Raw genomic sequence first — 16,034 nt, 5'->3', positions numbered from 1 at the left:
GGCTCCCGGTGGTCCGCGCCGGCGGACCACCGCGGCCCCGGCCGCGTCAGCCCTTGTTGGATCCCAGGGTCAGGCCGCTGACGAACTGGCGCTGGAGCGCGAAGTAGACGATGAGTGTGGGGATCGCGGTGAGCAGGGATCCCGCGGCGACCAGATTGGGGTCGGTGAAGTATTGGCCGGAGAGGTTGTTCAGGGCTGAGGTGATCGGCATGTTCTCGCCGGTGGAGATGAGGACGAGGGCCCAGAAGAAGTCGTTGTAGATCCAGATCGACAGCAGGGTGGCGAGGGCGGCCATGGCGGGTTTGCACAGGGGCAGTGTGATCTGCCAGTACAGCCGCCATACCGAGGCGCCGTCGACGAGTGCGGCTTCGGTGAGTTCGTGGGGCAGGGAGCGCATGTAGTTGCTCAGGACGAAGGCGCAGAAGCCGGACTGGAAGGCGACGTGGATCAGGACCAGGCCGAGTGCGGAGTCGTAGAGCTTGCCGCTGGCGGTGATGCCGGGCAGGTCGGTGAGGAGGTACAGCCGGTACAGGGGGGTGATGATGACTTGCTGGGGCAGCAGGTTGCCGGCGGTGAAGACCAGGAGCAGGGCGAGGTTGAGGCGGAAGTCGAACCGGCTGACGTAGAAGGCCACCATCGAGGACAGGAAGAGGGTCAGCAGGACGGCGGGGATGGCGATGAGCAGGGTGTTGCCGAAGTAGTGCGCCATGTCGGACTGCTGGAAGGCGTGTGTGAAGTTGTCGAGGTTGAGGGTGTCGGGCCAGGAGACGTAGCCCTTGGTGCTGGTTTCGCTGTAGGGGCGCAGGGCGGAGAAGACCGCCCAGAGCAGGGGGGCGAGCCAGGCCAGGGCGGTGGCGGTGAGGAAGAGGTGCAGCAGGATCCGGGCGGGGCGCAGGGGGGCACGGCGTTTCAGCGGGAGGGTGGTGCCGCTCATGCGCGCCGCTCCTTTCGGAAGGTGGCGATGAGGTAGGGGATGATCACGGTGAGGGAGATGACGAGGAGGACGACGGCGATGGCGGAGCCGTAGCCGATGCGGCTGGATTCGCCGATGATGTTGTTGGTGACCAGGATGGAGAGCAGTTCCGTGCCCTGGGCGCCTTTGTTGAAGACGAAGACGAGGTCGAAGGCGCGTAGGGCTTCGATGATGGTGACGACCAGGACGACGGTGTTGGTGGGGCGCAGGGTGGGGAAGATGACGTTCTTGAATGTCTGCCACTCGCTTGCGCCGTCGAGGGCGGAGGCTTCTCGCAGGGAGGGGTCGACGCTTTTCAGGCCGGCGAGGTAGAGGATCATCATGTAGCCGGCGTGCCGCCAGGAGGCGGCGATCAGGACGGCCCACAGGTTGAGGTCGGGGTCGCCGATCCAGTCGATGTAGTGGCCGGGTGTGTTGGCGTGGATGATGCTGTTGATGAGGCCTGTGTCGGGGTTGTAGACCAGTTGCCATACGAAGCCGATGCAGGCCATCGAGATGACGACGGGCAGGAAGAACGCGGTCTGGTAGATGCGGCTGAACCGGATCTTCTTGTCCAGTTGGACGGCGAGGAGGAGGCCGAAGGGGGTCGGGATCAGGATCAGTGCCGCGAACCAGATGACGTTGTGCTGGAGGGCTGGCCAGAACTGCGGGTTGTCGGTGAACAGTTGGCGGAAGTTGTCCAGGCCGACCCAGGTGATGGAGTCGAATCCGATGCCGTCCCAGGTGGTGAAGGCCAGCAGGATCGAGGCGAGGGCGGTGACCCACACCAGGAGCACGTGCAGGAGGGTGGGCACGCCCGCCATCACGGCGAGGGTGATCCGGTCACGGCGGGTCAGCAGGCGGCGGTGGCCGTGCGTGTTCCGCTTCGAGTCAGCTGGGGCGACCGTGGCCGGCTCGGCTGTGGTCGTCGGGGTCTTCGTCGTCATGTCGGTTGTCATCGGCTCGCTCACGAGGACGCGAAGATGGTCTTCTTCTGGCGTTCGATCGAGGACAGCAGGCCGTCCACGCCCTTGGGGTTCTGGAGGAACTTCTGCAGGCCGGGCTGCATCACCGTGGAGGTGAAGTCGGGGCGGCTGTCGCGGTCCATGAACTGGGTGAGGTTCTTGGCGCCGCCGATCATCTCGAACGCCTTCTTCTGCAGGGCCGAGTAGGAGGAGGTGTCGGCCTTGCCGGAGGCGGCGACCACGCTGGAGTCGGTCTTCAGGTACAGCTCCTCGGCCGCCGGGCTGCCCAGGTACTCCAGCAGCTTGCCGACACCCGCATGGTTCCTGGGGGCCTTGGAGACCATGAAACCATCGGTCGGCGCCTCCACAGTGTCCTGGCCGTAGGAGGGGTTGATCTGCGGGAACGGGAAGAAGTCGAGGTCGTCCAGGTCGGCCTTGTTCGTGAACTGCTGGGCCACGAAGGAGCCCAGGAGGTACATGCCGGCCTTCTTCGCCACGAGTGTCTGGGCCGCGTCCTGCCAGGTGCGGCCCATGAAGCCGTCCTGGTGGTAGGGCAGGAGCTCGGCCCAGTGGTCGAAGACGTCCTTCACCTTGGCATCGGTCCAGGACGCCTTGCCCGCCATCAGCTCCACATGGAAGTCGTAGCCGTTCAGGCGGAAGTTGATCTGGTCGAAGGTGCCCATCGCCGGCCAGGCGTCCTTGTCGCCGAAGGCGATCGGCACCAGAGCGTCCTTCCGCATCCGCTTGCACAGCGCGACCAGGTCGTCCCAGGTGGCGGGCACCTCGTAGCCGTGCTGCCGAAAGACGCTCTTGCGGTAGAAGACCGCCCACGGATACGTCGTCATCGGCAGGAAGTAGTACTTGCCGTCCTCGCCCTTGCTGAGCTTCTTCATCGCCTCGGGGAAATTGTCCCCGACCTTCGCCCACACGTCGTCGATCGGTGTGGCCAGCTTCTTCGCCGCGAAGAACTGCATACGGAACCCGGCGAACCAGTTGAACACGTCGTCCGGGGTGCCCTGCAGATACGAGTTGATCTGCTCCTGGAAGGTGTTGTGGTCCTTCGTGTTCACGTCCACCGTGAGGCCGGAGCGCTTCTTGAAGTCCGCGTAGACGCTCTCGAACGCTTTCTTCGGGACCGCGTCCGAAGCGTTGGAGCCGACGGTGACGGTCTTCGGGTCGGACCCGGAGCCACTGCCACCGCACGCGGACAGCAGGGGTATACCGGCTCCCGCGAGCACGGCGGCACCGCCCGCACCACGCAACAGGGAACGTCGGCTCGGACCCGGGACGGAAAGGCCGGAGGGGGAGAGGCGCATGGCGGCTCCTGAGGCATACAGGGTTCGGTCAAGGGGATGAGTTGATCAGTGAAAGGTCGTCGAAACCGCTCAGAAACCAACTCGACCGAACATCGTGGGCGTAATAACAGCCCCAGGTCCGCTCATGCGTCAATAGCTCCGGTCGGACTCGGGTGTCTCTTGCCCGAAACGTAATCGTCACCGTCACCTGCGTTGTTGGGTGCCGGGACAGGGGCGTCGACCCCCGTGGTCCGGGCGGTCGGGAGGGCTGTGTGGAAGAGGTGGTTTTGTCGCGGACGGGTCCGGCCCGGCGTCAGGTGAAAGGGGTGGTTCCGTTTCAGCTTCTGACCAGCGGCGGGAAGGCGGCGGCGGGCATGTGATCACCCGGTGCCGTTCGCCGCGCGGTGCGGTGTACTGACCTCATGCCTCTCGGGCGAAGGTCCGGGAAGGTGGTGGTGCCCCTAGTTTGTACTTACATTCGGACCTGCTCGTGAAATGATGTCTTAACAAAGTATTGACAGCGGCCTTGCCAGAGGCTTGTATCCCGTCCCAACGCGTCAGCGTCCCTTGCCCCGTCCCACGCACAGTGAGGTGCAGGAAAGATGGACCGCTCTTCTCGCCCCCGCTCCCGCAGACAGGTCACCCTCGTGGCCGTGGCCGCCGCGGCAGCGCTCACCCTGGCCGGCTGTTCCAGCAGTCACGGCGGCAAGAAGGCCGAGGAGGCAGCGGCGAACGCCGCCGCGGGCAAGGCCGACACCCCCCGGATGACCGTCGCCCTGGTCACCCATCAGGCGCCCGGCGACACCTTCTGGGACACCGTCCGCAAGGGCGCCGAGGCAGCGGCGGCCAAGGACAACGTCAAGCTCGTCTACTCCGCCGACCCGAACGCCGGCAATCAGGCCAACCTGGTGCAGAACGCCATCGACCAGAAGGTGGACGGCATCGCGCTCACCCTGGCCAAGCCCGACGCGATGAAGGGCGTGATCGCCAAGGCGCACCAGGCCGGCATCCCGGTGGTCGGTCTCAACTCGGGACTGGCCGACTGGAAGAAGCTCGGCCTGCTGGAGTTCTTCGGACAGGACGAGAGCGTGGCCGGCGAGGCGTTCGGCGACAAGCTCAACACCACCGGCGCCAAGAAGATCGTCTGTGTGGTCCAGGAGCAGGGCAACGTGGGCCTCACCCAGCGCTGCGACGGCGTGCGGAAGACGTTCAAGGGCACCACGGAGACCCTGTACGTGAACGGTACGGACATGCCGTCCGTCAGGTCGACGATCACGGCGAAGCTGAAGCAGGACAAGTCCGTCGACACCGTCGTCACGCTCGGCGCCCCCTTCGCCCTGACCGCGGTCCAGTCCGTGGGCGACGCGGGCAGCAAGGCCAAGGTGGCGACCTTCGACCTCAACAAGGAACTCGTCAAGGCGGTGCGGGGCGGCACCATCGAGTTCGCCGTCGACCAGCAGCCCTACCTTCAGGGCTATCTGGCGGTCGACTCGCTGTGGCTCTACAAGTACAACGGCAACTACAGCGGTGGCGGTGAGGAGCCGGTGCTCACCGGGCCGGCCTTCGTCGACAAGTCCAACGTCGACAAGGTCGCCGAGTACGCCGCGAAGGGCACCCGGTGATGAGCATGCCCCAGCAGGCTGAGCCGGCGGTGGGCAAGCCGCCTGCGTCCGGCCCCCGGCAGAGCGACGGCCGCACCGCGCGCCGCCCGCTGGCCCTGCGGCTGCTGGCCAGGCCCGAGGTGGGCGTCTTCCTCGGTGCCGTCGCCGTCCTGGTCTTCTTCCTGATCACGGCGCCGCCGGTGCGCGACGGCAGCTCGATGGCGAACATCCTCTACCAGTCCTCGACCATCGGCATCATGGCCCTCCCGGTGGCCCTGCTGATGATCGGCGGCGAGTTCGACCTCTCGGCCGGCGTCGCCGTGATCTCCTCGGCGCTGACCGCGAGCATGCTCAGCTACCAGCTGACCCTCAACGTGTGGACCGGGGTGATCGTCGCCCTGATCGCGTCCCTCGCGATCGGCGCCTTCAACGGCTGGATGGTGGTGAAGACCGGGCTGCCCAGCTTCCTGGTCACCCTCGGCACCTTCCTGATCCTCCAGGGCGTCAACCTGGCCGTCACCAAGCTCGTCACCGGGAACGTCGCCACCGACGACATCAGCGACATGGACGGCTTCGACCAGGCCAGGAAGATCTTCGCCTCCTCCTTCGACGTGGGCGGGGTCCAGGTGAAGATCACCGTGGTCTGGTGGCTGGTCTTCGCGGCCCTCGCCACCTGGGTGCTGCTGCGCACCAAGTACGGCAACTGGATCTTCGCGGTCGGCGGCAACCAGGACAGCGCCCGCGCGGTCGGCGTCCCGGTGAAGTTCACCAAGATCACCCTGTTCATGCTGGTCGGCTTCGGCGCCTGGTTCATCGGCATGCACAACCTGTTCTCGTTCAACACCGTGCAGTCCGGCGAGGGCGTCGGCCAGGAGCTGATCTACATCGCGGCGGCCGTCATCGGCGGCTGTCTGCTCACCGGCGGCTACGGTTCCGCGATCGGCCCGGTCTTCGGCGCGTTCATGTTCGGCATGGTGCAGCAGGGCATCGTCTACGCCGGCTGGAACCCGGACTGGTTCAAGGCATTCCTCGGCGTGATGCTGCTCGGCGCCGTCCTGATCAATCTGTGGGTCCAGCGCACGGCGACCCGGAGGTGAGCGATGACTGACGACAAGACCGGAACCCATGGCGCCGTCCTCCAGGACGGCCCGCCCGCCGACGGCGGCCCCCTGGTCGAACTGCGCGGCGCCGGAAAGTCCTACGGCAACATCCGCGCCCTGCACGGCGTCGACCTCCAGGTCCACGCAGGCCAGGTCACCTGTGTGCTCGGCGACAACGGCGCGGGCAAGTCCACCCTCATCAAGATCATCTCGGGGCTGCACCAGCACACCGAGGGCGAGTTCCTGGTCGACGGGCGCCCGGTGCGCTTCACCAGCCCGCGCGAGGCCCTCGACAAGGGCATCGCCACCGTCTACCAGGACCTGGCCACCGTCCCGCTGATGCCGGTGTGGCGGAACTTCTTCCTCGGCTCCGAGCTGACCAAGGGCCCCTGGCCGGTCCGCCGGCTGGACATCGCCCGGATGAAGAAGACCGCCGACGAGGAACTGCGCAACATGGGCATCGTCCTGGACGACCTGGAACAGCCCATCGGCACCCTCTCCGGCGGCCAGCGCCAGTGCGTGGCCATCGCCCGCGCGGTCCACTTCGGCGCCCGGGTCCTCATCCTGGACGAGCCGACCGCCGCCCTCGGCGTCAAGCAGTCCGGAGTCGTCCTGAAGTACATCGCCGCCGCCCGCGACCGCGGCCTCGGCGTCATCTTCATCACCCACAACCCGCACCACGCCTATATGGTCGGCGACCACTTCAGCGTGCTGCGTCTCGGCACCCTCGAACTCTCCGCCGAGCGCACCGGGATCGGTCTGGAAGAGCTGACCAACCACATGGCGGGCGGCGCCGAACTCGCCGCGCTCAAGCACGAACTGGCCCAGGTCCGCGGCGTCGACGTGGAGGAGCTGCCCGAGGAGGGCGACCTCGGCGGACCCGCGGCGACGCCCCGGGAAGGAACCGGCTGACCATGGCCCACCCCACTCCGCTCGACCGCATCCGGGTCGGCTCGGCCCCCGACTCCTGGGGTGTCTGGTTCCCCGACGACCCGCGCCAGGTGCCCTGGGACCGCTTCCTCGACGAGGTCTCGGAGGCCGGCTACGACTGGATCGAGCTGGGCCCGTACGGCTACCTCCCCACCGATCCGGCGCGGCTCACCGAGGAGGTGGCCAAGCGGAACCTGAAGGTCTCGGCGGGCACGGTCTTCACCGGCATGCACCGCGGGCCGGCCGTCTGGGAGGAGACCTGGGCGCACGTCAGCCAGGTCGCCGCGCTCACCCGGGCGATGGGCGCCCGGCACCTGGTGGTGATCCCGTCCTTCTGGCGGGACGACAAGACCGCCGAGATCCTGGAGCCGCCGGAGCTGACGGCCGAGCAGTGGGCGCACCTGACGAAGGGCATGGAGCGGCTCGGCCACCAGGTCAAGGAGGACTACGGCCTGGACATCGTCGTGCACCCGCACGCCGACACCCACATCGACACCGAGGACCACGTCGAGCGCTTCCTGGACTCGACCGACGGCGGGCTGGTCAACCTGTGCCTGGACACCGGGCACTACGCCTACTGCGGCGGCGACAGCGTCAAGCTGATCGAGACCTACGGCGAGCGCGTCGGGTACCTGCACCTCAAGCAGGTCGACCCGGACGTCCTCGCCGGGGTGGTCGCGGGCGGGGTGCCGTTCGGGCCGGCCGTGCAGCGCGGTGTGATGTGCGAACCGCCCTCCGGGGTCCCGGAGCTGGGGCCGGTGCTGGAGGCGGCACAGCGTCTCGGAGTGGAGCTGTTCGCCATCGTCGAGCAGGACATGTACCCGTGCGAGCCGGAGGCGCCGCTGCCGATCGCGGTGCGCACCCGGCGCTTCCTGCGCTCCTGCGGGGCCTGAGGGGAACTGACGGGGCTGAGGGGGCCCGACGGGCCCGACGGGGCTGACGGGGCCTGGCAGAGCCCGACGGGGCGGCCCGCGGTCCGGTGACCGCGGGCCGTTCCTGCGGTATCCCGACGGATTCGGCCATGCGATGGCCGGGAACCAACCGGGTCACGCCGGCGTTCTCACTGACAACGGGGAACGCCCGCGCCGACGGGAGGACTGACATGGCACACCGCACGGAACTCCACGACACCCCCCAGGGGGCCGCCGAGGCGGCCACCGCCCAGCGTCAGCAGCGCTTCGGCCACCTGCCCGAGCGGATACGCGCGGAGGACACGGTGGAAACCAAGCCGGCGACCGTGCCGGATCCGGCACGGGACACGTACAACGCCGACGAGTGGCTGATCCGGTACTGCGGCTGAGCCGGCGGTGACGGCGCCGGGCCACCGCCCGGCGCCGTCATCGTGCCCTCAGACCGCGCGCACCTCGGCGAGCGTCACCGGCCGGTGCTCATGCAGCGACAGGGTGCACGCCTCGGCGATCCAGCCGGCCTCCAGCGCGTCCTCGACGGTGCACGGGGAGGGGCGGGTGCCGGCCACGACCTCGGTGAACGCGGTCAGTTCGGCGCGGTAGGCGCTGGCGAAGCGGTCCATGAAGAAGTCGTGCGGGGTGCCGGACGGGAAGGTCGCACCGGGCTCGACCGAGCGCAGCGGAAGCTGCTCGTCCAGGCCGACGGCGACGGCGTCGGCGAACCCGTGCAGCTCCAGGCGCACGTCGTACCCGCGTGCGTTGTGCCGGGAGTTGGACACCACCGCGATCGTGCCGTCGTCCAGGGTGAGGACGGCGCCCGTGGTGTCGGCGTCACCCGCCGCCTCGATGTAGTCGGCGCCCCGGTTGCCGCCCACCGCGTACACCTCGCTGACCTCACGGCCCGTCACCCAGCGGATGATGTCGAAGTCGTGCACGGAGCAGTCGCGGAAGATGCCGCCGGACGCGGCGACGTAGGCGGCGGGCGGCGGGGCCGGGTCCAGGGTGGTGGCGCGGACGGTGTGCAGCTTGCCGAGTTCGCCGGCCCGCACGGCGGCGCGCGCGGCGGCGAAGCCCGCGTCGAAGCGCCGGTTGTAGCCGATCTGGATCGGCACATCGCGCCCTTGGACGGCCCGGAGGACCTCGACGCCCTCACGCATCGTCCTGGCCACGGGCTTCTCGCAGAAGACCGGGACGCCGGCCTCGACACCGGCCAGGATCAGGGCCGGGTGGGCGTCGGTCGCGGCGGCCACCACGATGCCGTCCACACCGGCCGCCAGCAGGGCCTCGGGCGAGTCGGCGACCTCGGCCCCGAACCGCTCGGCGGCGGCCTTGGCGGCGTCCGTGAACGGGTCGGAGACGACGAGCGACTCGACGGCGTCGAGGCCGGAGAGGGTCTCGGCGTGGAAGGCGCCGATACGGCCGAGGCCGAGGATTCCGATACGCATGAGGGTGCTGCTCCTAGGGTGGGGTGCGGAGTTCTGGTCGGGGCCGCCGAGCACGTGCTGGTCCCCGTCGGTCACCGAGCCGGTGACCACGCCGGACCGGTCGGACGGCGGGAGGACCACGAGGCCGGCGAGGTCGTCCGGCCGGCCGGGCCCGCCCATCGGCAGCCGGACCGCGGCCTGCTCCCGCCGGCCGCCGCCGGTGCCGTGCAAGGCGCGCTGGACGGCGCCCTCGCCGCCCTCGCCCTCGGTCGCGGTCCGGCTGCCGTGTGCCGACGAGGTGAGGCTGCCGACGATGGTGCGGGGTGCCGTGCGGGCCGCCAGGCCGGCGACCGCCGCCCGCATCGCGGAGGACGGCCCCTTGAGGCCGACCGCGACACGCGCGTCGCACAGCTCCGGCGTGGTGTCCAGCGGCGTGCCCGGGGAGGCCGGCCAGGCCGAGTCCACCGGGCGGTCGATCCGGCGGCGGGCGTCCACGACCGCGGCGCCAAACTCCCTGGCCTGTGCGGTGTCCGCCGCATCCACACGTACGTACGGCGCCCGGCCCCCGGCGGGCGGCAGCTCCGCCACCGGCGCCTCGCCCGGCTCCCGGCGCCGTCCGCCGACCGCCGCGGCGGCACCCGCGCGGACAGCGGCCCGCGCGATCACGGCCCCCGCGCCCTGGCCGGCGCCACCGGCGAGGACGCGCTTGTCGTCCAGCGGTCCCATGGTGCTCCTCAGCTTCCCCGGCGTCCCGGCCCGGACCGCGGCACCACCTCCCTGCCGCGCGGGCACCGGCCGTCCGCCGTACCCGGTGCCTACAGGCCGACCCAGCCGCCGCTCTCGGCCGACTCCGCCATGGCGTCGAGCACGGTCGCGCTGCGCACCGCGTCCGCGAGCGTGGCGCCGTACGGCGTGCCCTCGGCGATGGAGCGGACGAAGCGGTGGGCCTCGATCACCTTCAGGTCGTCGTAGCCCATCGCGTTGGCCGCGCCCGGCTGGAAGGCGGCGAACTCGCCGGCGCCCGGGCCGACGTACACCGTGCTCACCGGCTGGTCCTGGTACGTCGTACCGCGGCTCACCCCGAGTTCGTTCATCCGGCGGAAGTCCCAGAACACCGCGCCCTCGGTGCCGTGCACCGCGAAGCCGTAGTTGTTCTGCTCGCCGACCGAGACCCGGCAGGCCTCCAGGACCCCGCGGGCGCCGGAGGCGAAGCGGAGCAGACAGCTGACGTAGTCCTCGTTCTCGACCGGGCCCGGCTCGCCGCCACGGGCGCGGGAGTGGCCGGCCGTGGCGCCGGTCGGGCGGGCCCGCTGCGGCAGGAAGACCGCGGTGTCGGCGGTGAGCGCCGCGATGTCGCCGAGCAGGAAGCGGGCCAGGTCGGCGCCGTGGGAGGCGAGGTCGCCGAGGACCCCGCTGCCGCCGCGCTCGCGCTCGTACCGCCATGTCAGGGCGCCGTCGGGGTGGGCCGCGTAGTCGCTGAAGAGCTGGATCCGCACGTGGGTGATCCGGCCGATCCCGCCGGAGGCGATCAGCTCGCGGGCCGCCTCCACGGCCGGCGCGTTGCGGTAGTTGAAGCCGACCGTGCCCTGTACACCTGCCTCGGCGACCGCGTCGGCGACCGCGCGGGCGTCCGCCGCGGTCAGGCCCACCGGTTTCTCGATCCACAGGTGCTTGCCGGCCTCGGCCATGGCGACGCCGATCTCCCGGTGCAGAAAGTTCGGCGCGGTCACGCTGACGGCCCGCACCCGCGGGTCGGCCGCCACCTGGCGCCAGTCGCGGGTCGCCGAGGCGAACCCGAACCGCTCGGCGGCCTCCTCGGCCCGCCCCGGTACCTCCTCGGCGACCGTGACCAGCCGGGGCCGCAGCGCGAGCAGCGGATAGTGGTGCGGCAGCCGGGCGTACGCCTGGGTGTGCACCCGGCCCATCCAGCCGAACCCGACGACGGCGACACCCAGCGCATCCACCATGACAGCCCCTCGTTGGACCGGTCCATCTTCCGTCCAGGTCACCTTTGTGCTGACATAGCGAGCGTGTCAACCCTTTGACAGCGCGGCTCGCCGCATGGAACGGTCCATCCCATGAGACCGCCGACCATCCGTGACGTGGCCGAACGGGCCGGCGTGTCGAAGTCGCTGGTCTCCCTGGTGCTGCGCGGCTCGGGGCCGGTGCGGCCGGAGAAGCGGGACGCCGTCCTCGCGGCCGTACGGGAGCTGGGCTACCGGCCCAACGCCGCGGCACGCAGCCTCAGCGAGCAGCGCACCCGGACGGTGGGCGTGCTCCTCGACGATCTGCGCAACCCCTGGTTCGTCGACCTCCTCGACGGCCTGAACTCCCTGCTGCACGCGGCGGGGCTGCACATGCTCCTCGCCGACGCGCGCCTGAACCGGCGGATGGGCCACGACCTCGCCGAGCCCTTCCTCGACCTGGGCGCCGACGGTCTCGTGGTCGTCGGCACGGTCCCGGACGCGGGCGGGCTCGGCGCGCTCGCCCGGCGCATGCCGGTGGTCGTCGCGGGCGCCCGCGAGGCACAGCCGCCGGGGGTGGACGTCATCGCGGGGGACGACGAGCACGGCGCCCGGCTGGCCACCGAGCACCTGCTCGCGCTGGGCCACCGCCGGATCGCGCACCTCGCCGGCCAGGGCGCCGTCGGCGAGCTGCGCCGGCGCGGCTTCGAGACGGCCATGCGGGCGCACGGCGCCGAGCCGCTGGTCGAACCCGGCGATCTCACCGAGGAGGGCGGCTACCGGGGCACGGTACGGCTGCTCAGCCGCGCCGACCGCCCCACCGCGCTCTTCGCCGTCAACGACATGGCCTCGGTCGGCGCCCTCTCGGCGGCCGGGGAGCTGGGCCTTCGGGTGCCGGGCGACCTGTCGGTCGTCGGCTACGACAACACCAGCATCTCCCGGCTGCGGCATGTGTGGCTGACCACCGTCGACACCGCCCCGCACGAGATCGGCCGACGCGCCGCCCGCTGTCTCCTGGACCGCCTCGACCGGCCCGGCGGGGAGGGGCGCGTGCGGTTGGCCGTGCCGACCCTGGAGGTCCGCGGCACCACGGCGGCACCGCGGTCCATGCCGGACTGAGGCCGCCCGCCCCTCACAGGTTGATCGCGTACGCCTTGCGCAGCGTCTCGTGCACGGTCCACCGGGTACGGTCGCCCGCGCGCAGTACCGCCATGTCGCCCGGCCCCACGCGCAGCGTCGGCCCGTCCTCGACCTCGATGGTCGCCGACCCGCTGATCACCACGAACAGCTCGTCCGCCTCCGTGTCCGTGACCACGCCCGGGGTGATCTGCCAGATCCCGCGGATCTGGCGGCCGTCCGGCGACTCCCAGACGACCTTCCCGGTCACCTCCGGGTCGCCGGAGACGATCTGCGCGGGATCGAGGGGCTCGGGTGCGAGATCGGCGTCGGGGATGTGGAGCGCGAAGCTGTGCGTCATGCCGCCGACCCTAGCCGTCGCCCGCGCCGCGTCACCGTGGACAGTGTGTGGGGCATCGGGCCTGGTCGGAGGACACTTCGTCGGGGCGGCTGACTGGCGGGGGCGCGGGCCCCGGGTGATCGTGGGGAGATGGCTGACTCCACGGCGGGCGGCCCGGCACCGCCCCGGCACAGCGAGGCGCGCGAGATCGTCCTGTTCGGCGGGGTGTACGGCGCCGTCCTCGCCAGCTCCATGGTCGCGGCGCTCACCCGGTACGGGCACACGTCCTCCGACGTCCGGGGCTACGACGCCGCCTGGGTGCTGGTGACCGCCTGCGCCTCCGCCCTCGCCCACGGCTACGCCCACTACATCGCCGAGCGTGCCCCGCACCGCCGCTGGGACGTCCTGATCGCCATGCGCAACGAGTGGCCGCTCGTCGCCGCCGTGCTTCCCACCGTCTTCCTGCTCGCGGGCGCCCGCTGGGGGTGGTGGCCGGCGAAGGGCGTCGAGTACGCGGCGTTCGTGCTCAACATCGTGATCCTCTTCGTGCTCGGCCTGCTCACCGCCCGCTGGTCGGCACGGAGCTGGCCCGCCGCCGTGCTGCTGGGGACCGGGGACGCGCTGCTCGGGCTGATCGTGGTGGTGGCGAACGCGTTCATCAAGTAGGCGAGCGCGTCTGCGGGCAAGCGGACGAACGCGTCGGCCGGCAAGCGGGCGAGCGCGTCCGTCGGCAAGCGTGCGAGCGCGTCGGCCGGCAAGCGGCCCCGGTGCCGTGCCCGCGGAGGGCGGCCGTGGCCGGTCAGCGGCCGGTGCGGACCCCGTCCAGCGCGATCGCGAGGACCCGGTCGCGCTGGGCCGTGTCCTCGAACGCCGTCGCGGTGATCCCGACGACCATCCGCAGCAGGTCCCCGAAGTCCATGTCCGCCCGAGCGATGCCGGCCCGCTGCGCCCGCTCCAGCAGCGGGCCGCCGGCCGCGTACATGGATTCGCGGCAGGCCTGGAAGATGTCCGACTCGCCGTCGAGGGCCTCGCGCACCGCGCGCTTGGTGACCATGTACTCGGCGAACCGGTCGAGCCAGGTGGTCAGCGCCTGCCACGGCTCCTGCCCGGCGACCTCCACGGCGGCCCGGCACAGGGCGTCGACCTCGTCCGCGTAGACGGTCTCGAACAGGTCGCGGCGGGTCGGGAAGTTGCGGTACAGCGTGCCGATGCCGACCCCCGCGCGGCGGGCGATGTCCTCCAGGGAGGCCTCCGCCCCGTGCTCGGCGAACGCTTCGCGGGCGGCGCCGAGCAGGGCGTCGTAGTTGCGGGCGGCGTCCTTGCGGTGCGGCCGGCGGGCCGCCGCGATCTCGCTGACAGGGAAAGGCGTGGCCGTCACTGCTGCCTCCCAGGAGGTGCTCGATTGAAACGGAGGGGTACCTCCGCTACAGTGGAGGGGTACCTCCACTTTACCAGTGCGGGGCGGCTCCGCCGCGGCCGGACGCCGCCGGCCCGCACCCCCCTTCTTCCTGCGGCCCGTACGGCCGTGCCCTGCCGTGCCCGACCTGCGCACCCTCCGCGTCCCCGATTCCGGAGAGGCTTCCTCATGCCCCGTCCGTCCTCCCGCCTCACCTTCGCGGTCCTCGCGACCGGTGCCGGCGTGTTCGCCATGCTCCAGTCGCTGATCGCGCCGGCCCTGCCGACCGTCCAGCACGCCCTGCACACCTCCCAGTCCACCGCGACCTGGGTGATGACCGCCTATCTGCTGTCCGCCTCGGTCTTCACCCCGATCCTCGGCCGGGTCGGCGACCTCGTCGGCAAGAAGCGCACCCTCGTCGCCGTCCTGCTGGCCGTCCTCGCGGGCTGCCTCGTCGCCGCGCTGGCCCCGAACATCGCCGTGCTCATCGTCGCCCGGGTCGTCCAGGGCATCGGCGGCGCCCTGTTCCCGCTCTCCTTCGGCATCATCCGGGACGAGTTCGCCCCCTCCGAGGTCAGCGGCAGCATCAGCAACCTCTCCGCCGTGATCGCCGCGGGCGGCGGGGTCGGCATGGTGGCCGCCGGACCGATCGTGTCCGCGCTCGACTACCGCTGGCTGTTCTGGCTCCCGGTGGGCGTCGTCGCCGCGACCGTCCTGATCGCCCTGCGCTACGTCCCCGAGTCGCCCAACCGGGCCGGGGGGAAGGTCAGCTGGACGGGAGCCTGGCTGCTCTCCGGCTGGCTGGTGGCCCTGCTGCTGCCGCTCAGCCAGGCCGGCCAGTGGGGCTGGGGCTCGGCGAAGGTGCTCGGCCTGTTCGCCGTCGCCGTCGTGCTGTTCGCGGTGTGGCTGGCGACCGAGGCCCGGTCGAGCAGCCCGCTCATCGATCTGCGCGTGCTGCGGCTGCCCGCGGTGTGGACGACCAACACGGCGGCCCTGCTGTTCGGCGCCGGCATGTACGCCATCTGGTCCTTCCTGCCCGGCTTCGTCCAGACCCCGTCGGCGGCCGGCTACGGCTTCGGCGCCAGCGTGACCGCCTCCGGCCTGCTCATGCTGCCGATGCTCGTCGCGATGTTCCTCTCCGGTGTCCTCTCGGGCCGCCTGGAGCCCCGCGTCGGCGCCAAGGCGCTGCTCACCACGGGCGCCGCGCTCGGCGCGGTGGCCTGCGGCTTCCTCACCCTGTGGCCTGACGAGCGGTGGCACATCGCCGTCGTCGCGGGCCTCTTCGGGCTCGGCATCGGACTGGCCTTCGCCTCCATGGCCAACCTCATCGTGGGCAGCGTGCCGCCCGAGCAGACCGGTGCCGCGACCGGCATGAACGCCAACATCCGGACCATCGGCGGCTCCATAGGCGCCGCGCTCACCAGCGTCCTGGTCACCGGCCGGCTCCAGCCCTCGGGCCTGCCCTACGCCTCCGGCTACACCCACGGCTGGGCGCTGCTCGCCCTGCTCTGCCTGGCCGCCGCCGGCGCCGCGCTCCTCGTCCCGGTCCGCCGCTCCGCCGGCCGCACCGTCGGGGCCGCCGCACCGGGTACGACACGGGCACCCGCACAGGTGCGGTAGGGTTGACCTGCGTGATCACGCGGAACAGCCCGCGTGAGACCGCAACGGGACGTGGCGCAGCTTGGTAGCGCACTTGACTGGGGGTCAAGGGGTCGCAGGTTCAAATCCTGTCGTCCCGACTTGTGAGAGTCGCAGATCAAGGGGCGGTTCCGGAGAAATCCGGAACCGCCCCTTGATCATTTCTGGTCCGATCGCGGCCGGAACGGACTCGCGCCGGGGGAGCGGCACCGCGCCGGAAAATCGTGCGGCGCGGAGGAACGCCCTTGATATGGTCCCGACATGTTCCTGTGCAGTGGCCAGAGCTGGTTCATCAAGCCCCGCAGCGCCGCCTAGGTTCTGTCGTCAAATGTCACGCCCACATCAGGAGTGAGGCGAGGGTGACGGCTGCTTCGTAAGACTCAGTGGTCTTGTCGTACCTGGTAG

The 16,034-nt window shown here is 70.8% G+C and carries 15 protein-coding genes, 1 tRNA gene and 1 pseudogene; 9 read left to right on the top strand and 8 right to left on the bottom strand.

Translation table 11 applies throughout. From position 1 onward, the window contains the following. Positions 1-46 precede the first annotated feature (46 nt). The 3 genes from ACF073_RS32980 to ACF073_RS32970 are packed head-to-tail and all read right to left on the bottom strand — an operon-like array spanning position 47 to position 3,233. Positions 47-934, bottom strand: coding sequence for a carbohydrate ABC transporter permease (locus tag ACF073_RS32980; RefSeq protein WP_392075113.1), 888 nt, complete (start codon positions 932-934; stop codon positions 47-49). Continuing rightward, a complete protein-coding gene (locus tag ACF073_RS32975) occupies positions 931-1,911 on the bottom strand; it encodes a carbohydrate ABC transporter permease (protein WP_392075112.1) in 981 nt (326 codons plus the stop codon). Before ACF073_RS32975 ends, ACF073_RS32980 begins: the two co-directional genes overlap by 4 nt. A gap of 8 nt (positions 1,912-1,919) precedes the next feature. Then, the gene (locus tag ACF073_RS32970) at positions 1,920-3,233 is read right to left on the bottom strand and encodes an ABC transporter substrate-binding protein (RefSeq protein ID WP_392075111.1); all 1,314 of its coding nucleotides are present in this window, start codon (positions 3,231-3,233) and stop codon (positions 1,920-1,922) included. 581 nt (positions 3,234-3,814) lie between these two features. Here ACF073_RS32970 and ACF073_RS32965 point away from each other — a divergent pair. From ACF073_RS32965 to ACF073_RS32945, 5 genes are all read left to right on the top strand, one after another. Next, positions 3,815-4,834, top strand: a complete 1,020-nt coding sequence (locus ACF073_RS32965; RefSeq protein ID WP_392075110.1) for a sugar ABC transporter substrate-binding protein — start codon at positions 3,815-3,817, stop codon at positions 4,832-4,834. Further along, on the top strand, positions 4,834-5,910 hold the full coding sequence (locus ACF073_RS32960) for an ABC transporter permease (protein WP_392075109.1): 1,077 nt from the start codon (positions 4,834-4,836) through the stop codon (positions 5,908-5,910). The genes ACF073_RS32965 and ACF073_RS32960 overlap by 1 nt, the downstream gene beginning before the upstream one ends. Positions 5,911-5,913: 3 nt before the next feature. Further along, on the top strand, positions 5,914-6,825 hold the full coding sequence (locus ACF073_RS32955; protein WP_392075108.1) for an ATP-binding cassette domain-containing protein: 912 nt from the start codon (positions 5,914-5,916) through the stop codon (positions 6,823-6,825). Positions 6,826-6,827: 2 nt separating this feature from the next. After that, positions 6,828-7,736 (top strand): sugar phosphate isomerase/epimerase family protein, encoded by a 909-nt coding sequence (locus ACF073_RS32950; RefSeq protein WP_392075106.1) that lies wholly within the window; start codon positions 6,828-6,830, stop codon positions 7,734-7,736. 209 nt (positions 7,737-7,945) lie between these two features. After that, complete coding sequence (locus ACF073_RS32945; protein ID WP_392075105.1) at positions 7,946-8,143, top strand: hypothetical protein; 198 nt, start codon at positions 7,946-7,948, stop codon at positions 8,141-8,143. A 48-nt stretch (positions 8,144-8,191) separates the two neighbouring features. Here ACF073_RS32945 and ACF073_RS32940 read toward each other — a convergent pair whose 3' ends face one another. The 3 genes and pseudogenes from ACF073_RS32940 to ACF073_RS32930 form a co-directional block, all read right to left on the bottom strand. Beyond that, positions 8,192-9,196, bottom strand: coding sequence for a Gfo/Idh/MocA family oxidoreductase (locus ACF073_RS32940; RefSeq protein WP_392075261.1), 1,005 nt, complete (start codon positions 9,194-9,196; stop codon positions 8,192-8,194). 297 nt (positions 9,197-9,493) lie between these two features. After that, positions 9,494-9,901, bottom strand: a pseudogene (locus ACF073_RS32935) (SDR family NAD(P)-dependent oxidoreductase); the annotation flags it as partial. An 89-nt stretch (positions 9,902-9,990) separates the two neighbouring features. Next, entirely contained in the window at positions 9,991-11,142 is a 1,152-nt protein-coding gene (locus tag ACF073_RS32930) for a Gfo/Idh/MocA family protein (protein WP_392075104.1), read from the bottom strand. A gap of 111 nt (positions 11,143-11,253) precedes the next feature. On the opposite strand from ACF073_RS32930, the gene ACF073_RS32925 reads away from it, so the two are divergent. Next, positions 11,254-12,258: a LacI family DNA-binding transcriptional regulator gene (locus ACF073_RS32925; RefSeq protein WP_392075103.1), complete on the top strand. Its 1,005-nt coding sequence runs from the start codon at positions 11,254-11,256 to the stop codon at positions 12,256-12,258. A 13-nt stretch (positions 12,259-12,271) separates the two neighbouring features. On the opposite strand, the gene ACF073_RS32920 is transcribed toward ACF073_RS32925, so the two are convergent. Further along, positions 12,272-12,616: a cupin domain-containing protein gene (locus tag ACF073_RS32920; RefSeq protein ID WP_392075102.1), complete on the bottom strand. Its 345-nt coding sequence runs from the start codon at positions 12,614-12,616 to the stop codon at positions 12,272-12,274. A gap of 129 nt (positions 12,617-12,745) precedes the next feature. Here ACF073_RS32920 and ACF073_RS32915 point away from each other — a divergent pair, with 129 nt between their 5' ends. Beyond that, a complete protein-coding gene (locus tag ACF073_RS32915) occupies positions 12,746-13,261 on the top strand; it encodes a hypothetical protein (protein ID WP_392075100.1) in 516 nt (171 codons plus the stop codon). Between the two features lie 133 nt (positions 13,262-13,394). Here the strand turns inward: ACF073_RS32915 and ACF073_RS32910 are convergent, their stop codons facing one another. Continuing rightward, entirely contained in the window at positions 13,395-13,973 is a 579-nt protein-coding gene (locus ACF073_RS32910; protein WP_392075099.1) for a TetR/AcrR family transcriptional regulator, read from the bottom strand. Between the two features lie 207 nt (positions 13,974-14,180). Between ACF073_RS32910 and ACF073_RS32905 the strand changes: the two genes are divergently transcribed. Beyond that, the gene (locus ACF073_RS32905) at positions 14,181-15,611 is read left to right on the top strand and encodes an MFS transporter (RefSeq protein WP_392075098.1); all 1,431 of its coding nucleotides are present in this window, start codon (positions 14,181-14,183) and stop codon (positions 15,609-15,611) included. A 45-nt stretch (positions 15,612-15,656) separates the two neighbouring features. Next, positions 15,657-15,730, top strand: a tRNA-Pro gene (locus tag ACF073_RS32900). Positions 15,731-16,034 lie beyond the last annotated feature (304 nt).

The sequence above is a fragment of the Streptomyces sp. NPDC015171 genome (assembly GCF_043079545.1).
In the GTDB taxonomy this organism is placed as follows: domain Bacteria; phylum Actinomycetota; class Actinomycetes; order Streptomycetales; family Streptomycetaceae; genus Streptomyces.
The sequence above is the reverse complement of the archived record's forward strand: the minus strand, read 5'-3'. Positions and strand labels throughout refer to the sequence as shown.

What these genes read in the sequence shown, in the direction of transcription:
- ACF073_RS32980 (WP_392075113.1), bottom strand. Translation starts at nt 934, where the DNA reads ATGAGCGGCACCACCCTCCCGCTGAAACGCCGTGCCCCCCTGCGCCCC.
- ACF073_RS32975 (WP_392075112.1), bottom strand. Translation starts at nt 1,911, where the DNA reads ATGACAACCGACATGACGACGAAGACCCCGACGACCACAGCCGAGCCG.
- ACF073_RS32970 (WP_392075111.1), bottom strand. Translation starts at nt 3,233, where the DNA reads ATGCGCCTCTCCCCCTCCGGCCTTTCCGTCCCGGGTCCGAGCCGACGT.
- ACF073_RS32965 (WP_392075110.1), top strand. Translation starts at nt 3,815, where the DNA reads ATGGACCGCTCTTCTCGCCCCCGCTCCCGCAGACAGGTCACCCTCGTG.
- ACF073_RS32960 (WP_392075109.1), top strand. Translation starts at nt 4,834, where the DNA reads ATGAGCATGCCCCAGCAGGCTGAGCCGGCGGTGGGCAAGCCGCCTGCG.
- ACF073_RS32955 (WP_392075108.1), top strand. Translation starts at nt 5,914, where the DNA reads ATGACTGACGACAAGACCGGAACCCATGGCGCCGTCCTCCAGGACGGC.
- ACF073_RS32950 (WP_392075106.1), top strand. Translation starts at nt 6,828, where the DNA reads ATGGCCCACCCCACTCCGCTCGACCGCATCCGGGTCGGCTCGGCCCCC.
- ACF073_RS32945 (WP_392075105.1), top strand. Translation starts at nt 7,946, where the DNA reads ATGGCACACCGCACGGAACTCCACGACACCCCCCAGGGGGCCGCCGAG.
- ACF073_RS32940 (WP_392075261.1), bottom strand. Translation starts at nt 9,196, where the DNA reads ATGCGTATCGGAATCCTCGGCCTCGGCCGTATCGGCGCCTTCCACGCC.
- ACF073_RS32930 (WP_392075104.1), bottom strand. Translation starts at nt 11,142, where the DNA reads ATGGTGGATGCGCTGGGTGTCGCCGTCGTCGGGTTCGGCTGGATGGGC.
- ACF073_RS32925 (WP_392075103.1), top strand. Translation starts at nt 11,254, where the DNA reads ATGAGACCGCCGACCATCCGTGACGTGGCCGAACGGGCCGGCGTGTCG.
- ACF073_RS32920 (WP_392075102.1), bottom strand. Translation starts at nt 12,616, where the DNA reads ATGACGCACAGCTTCGCGCTCCACATCCCCGACGCCGATCTCGCACCC.
- ACF073_RS32915 (WP_392075100.1), top strand. Translation starts at nt 12,746, where the DNA reads ATGGCTGACTCCACGGCGGGCGGCCCGGCACCGCCCCGGCACAGCGAG.
- ACF073_RS32905 (WP_392075098.1), top strand. Translation starts at nt 14,181, where the DNA reads ATGCCCCGTCCGTCCTCCCGCCTCACCTTCGCGGTCCTCGCGACCGGT.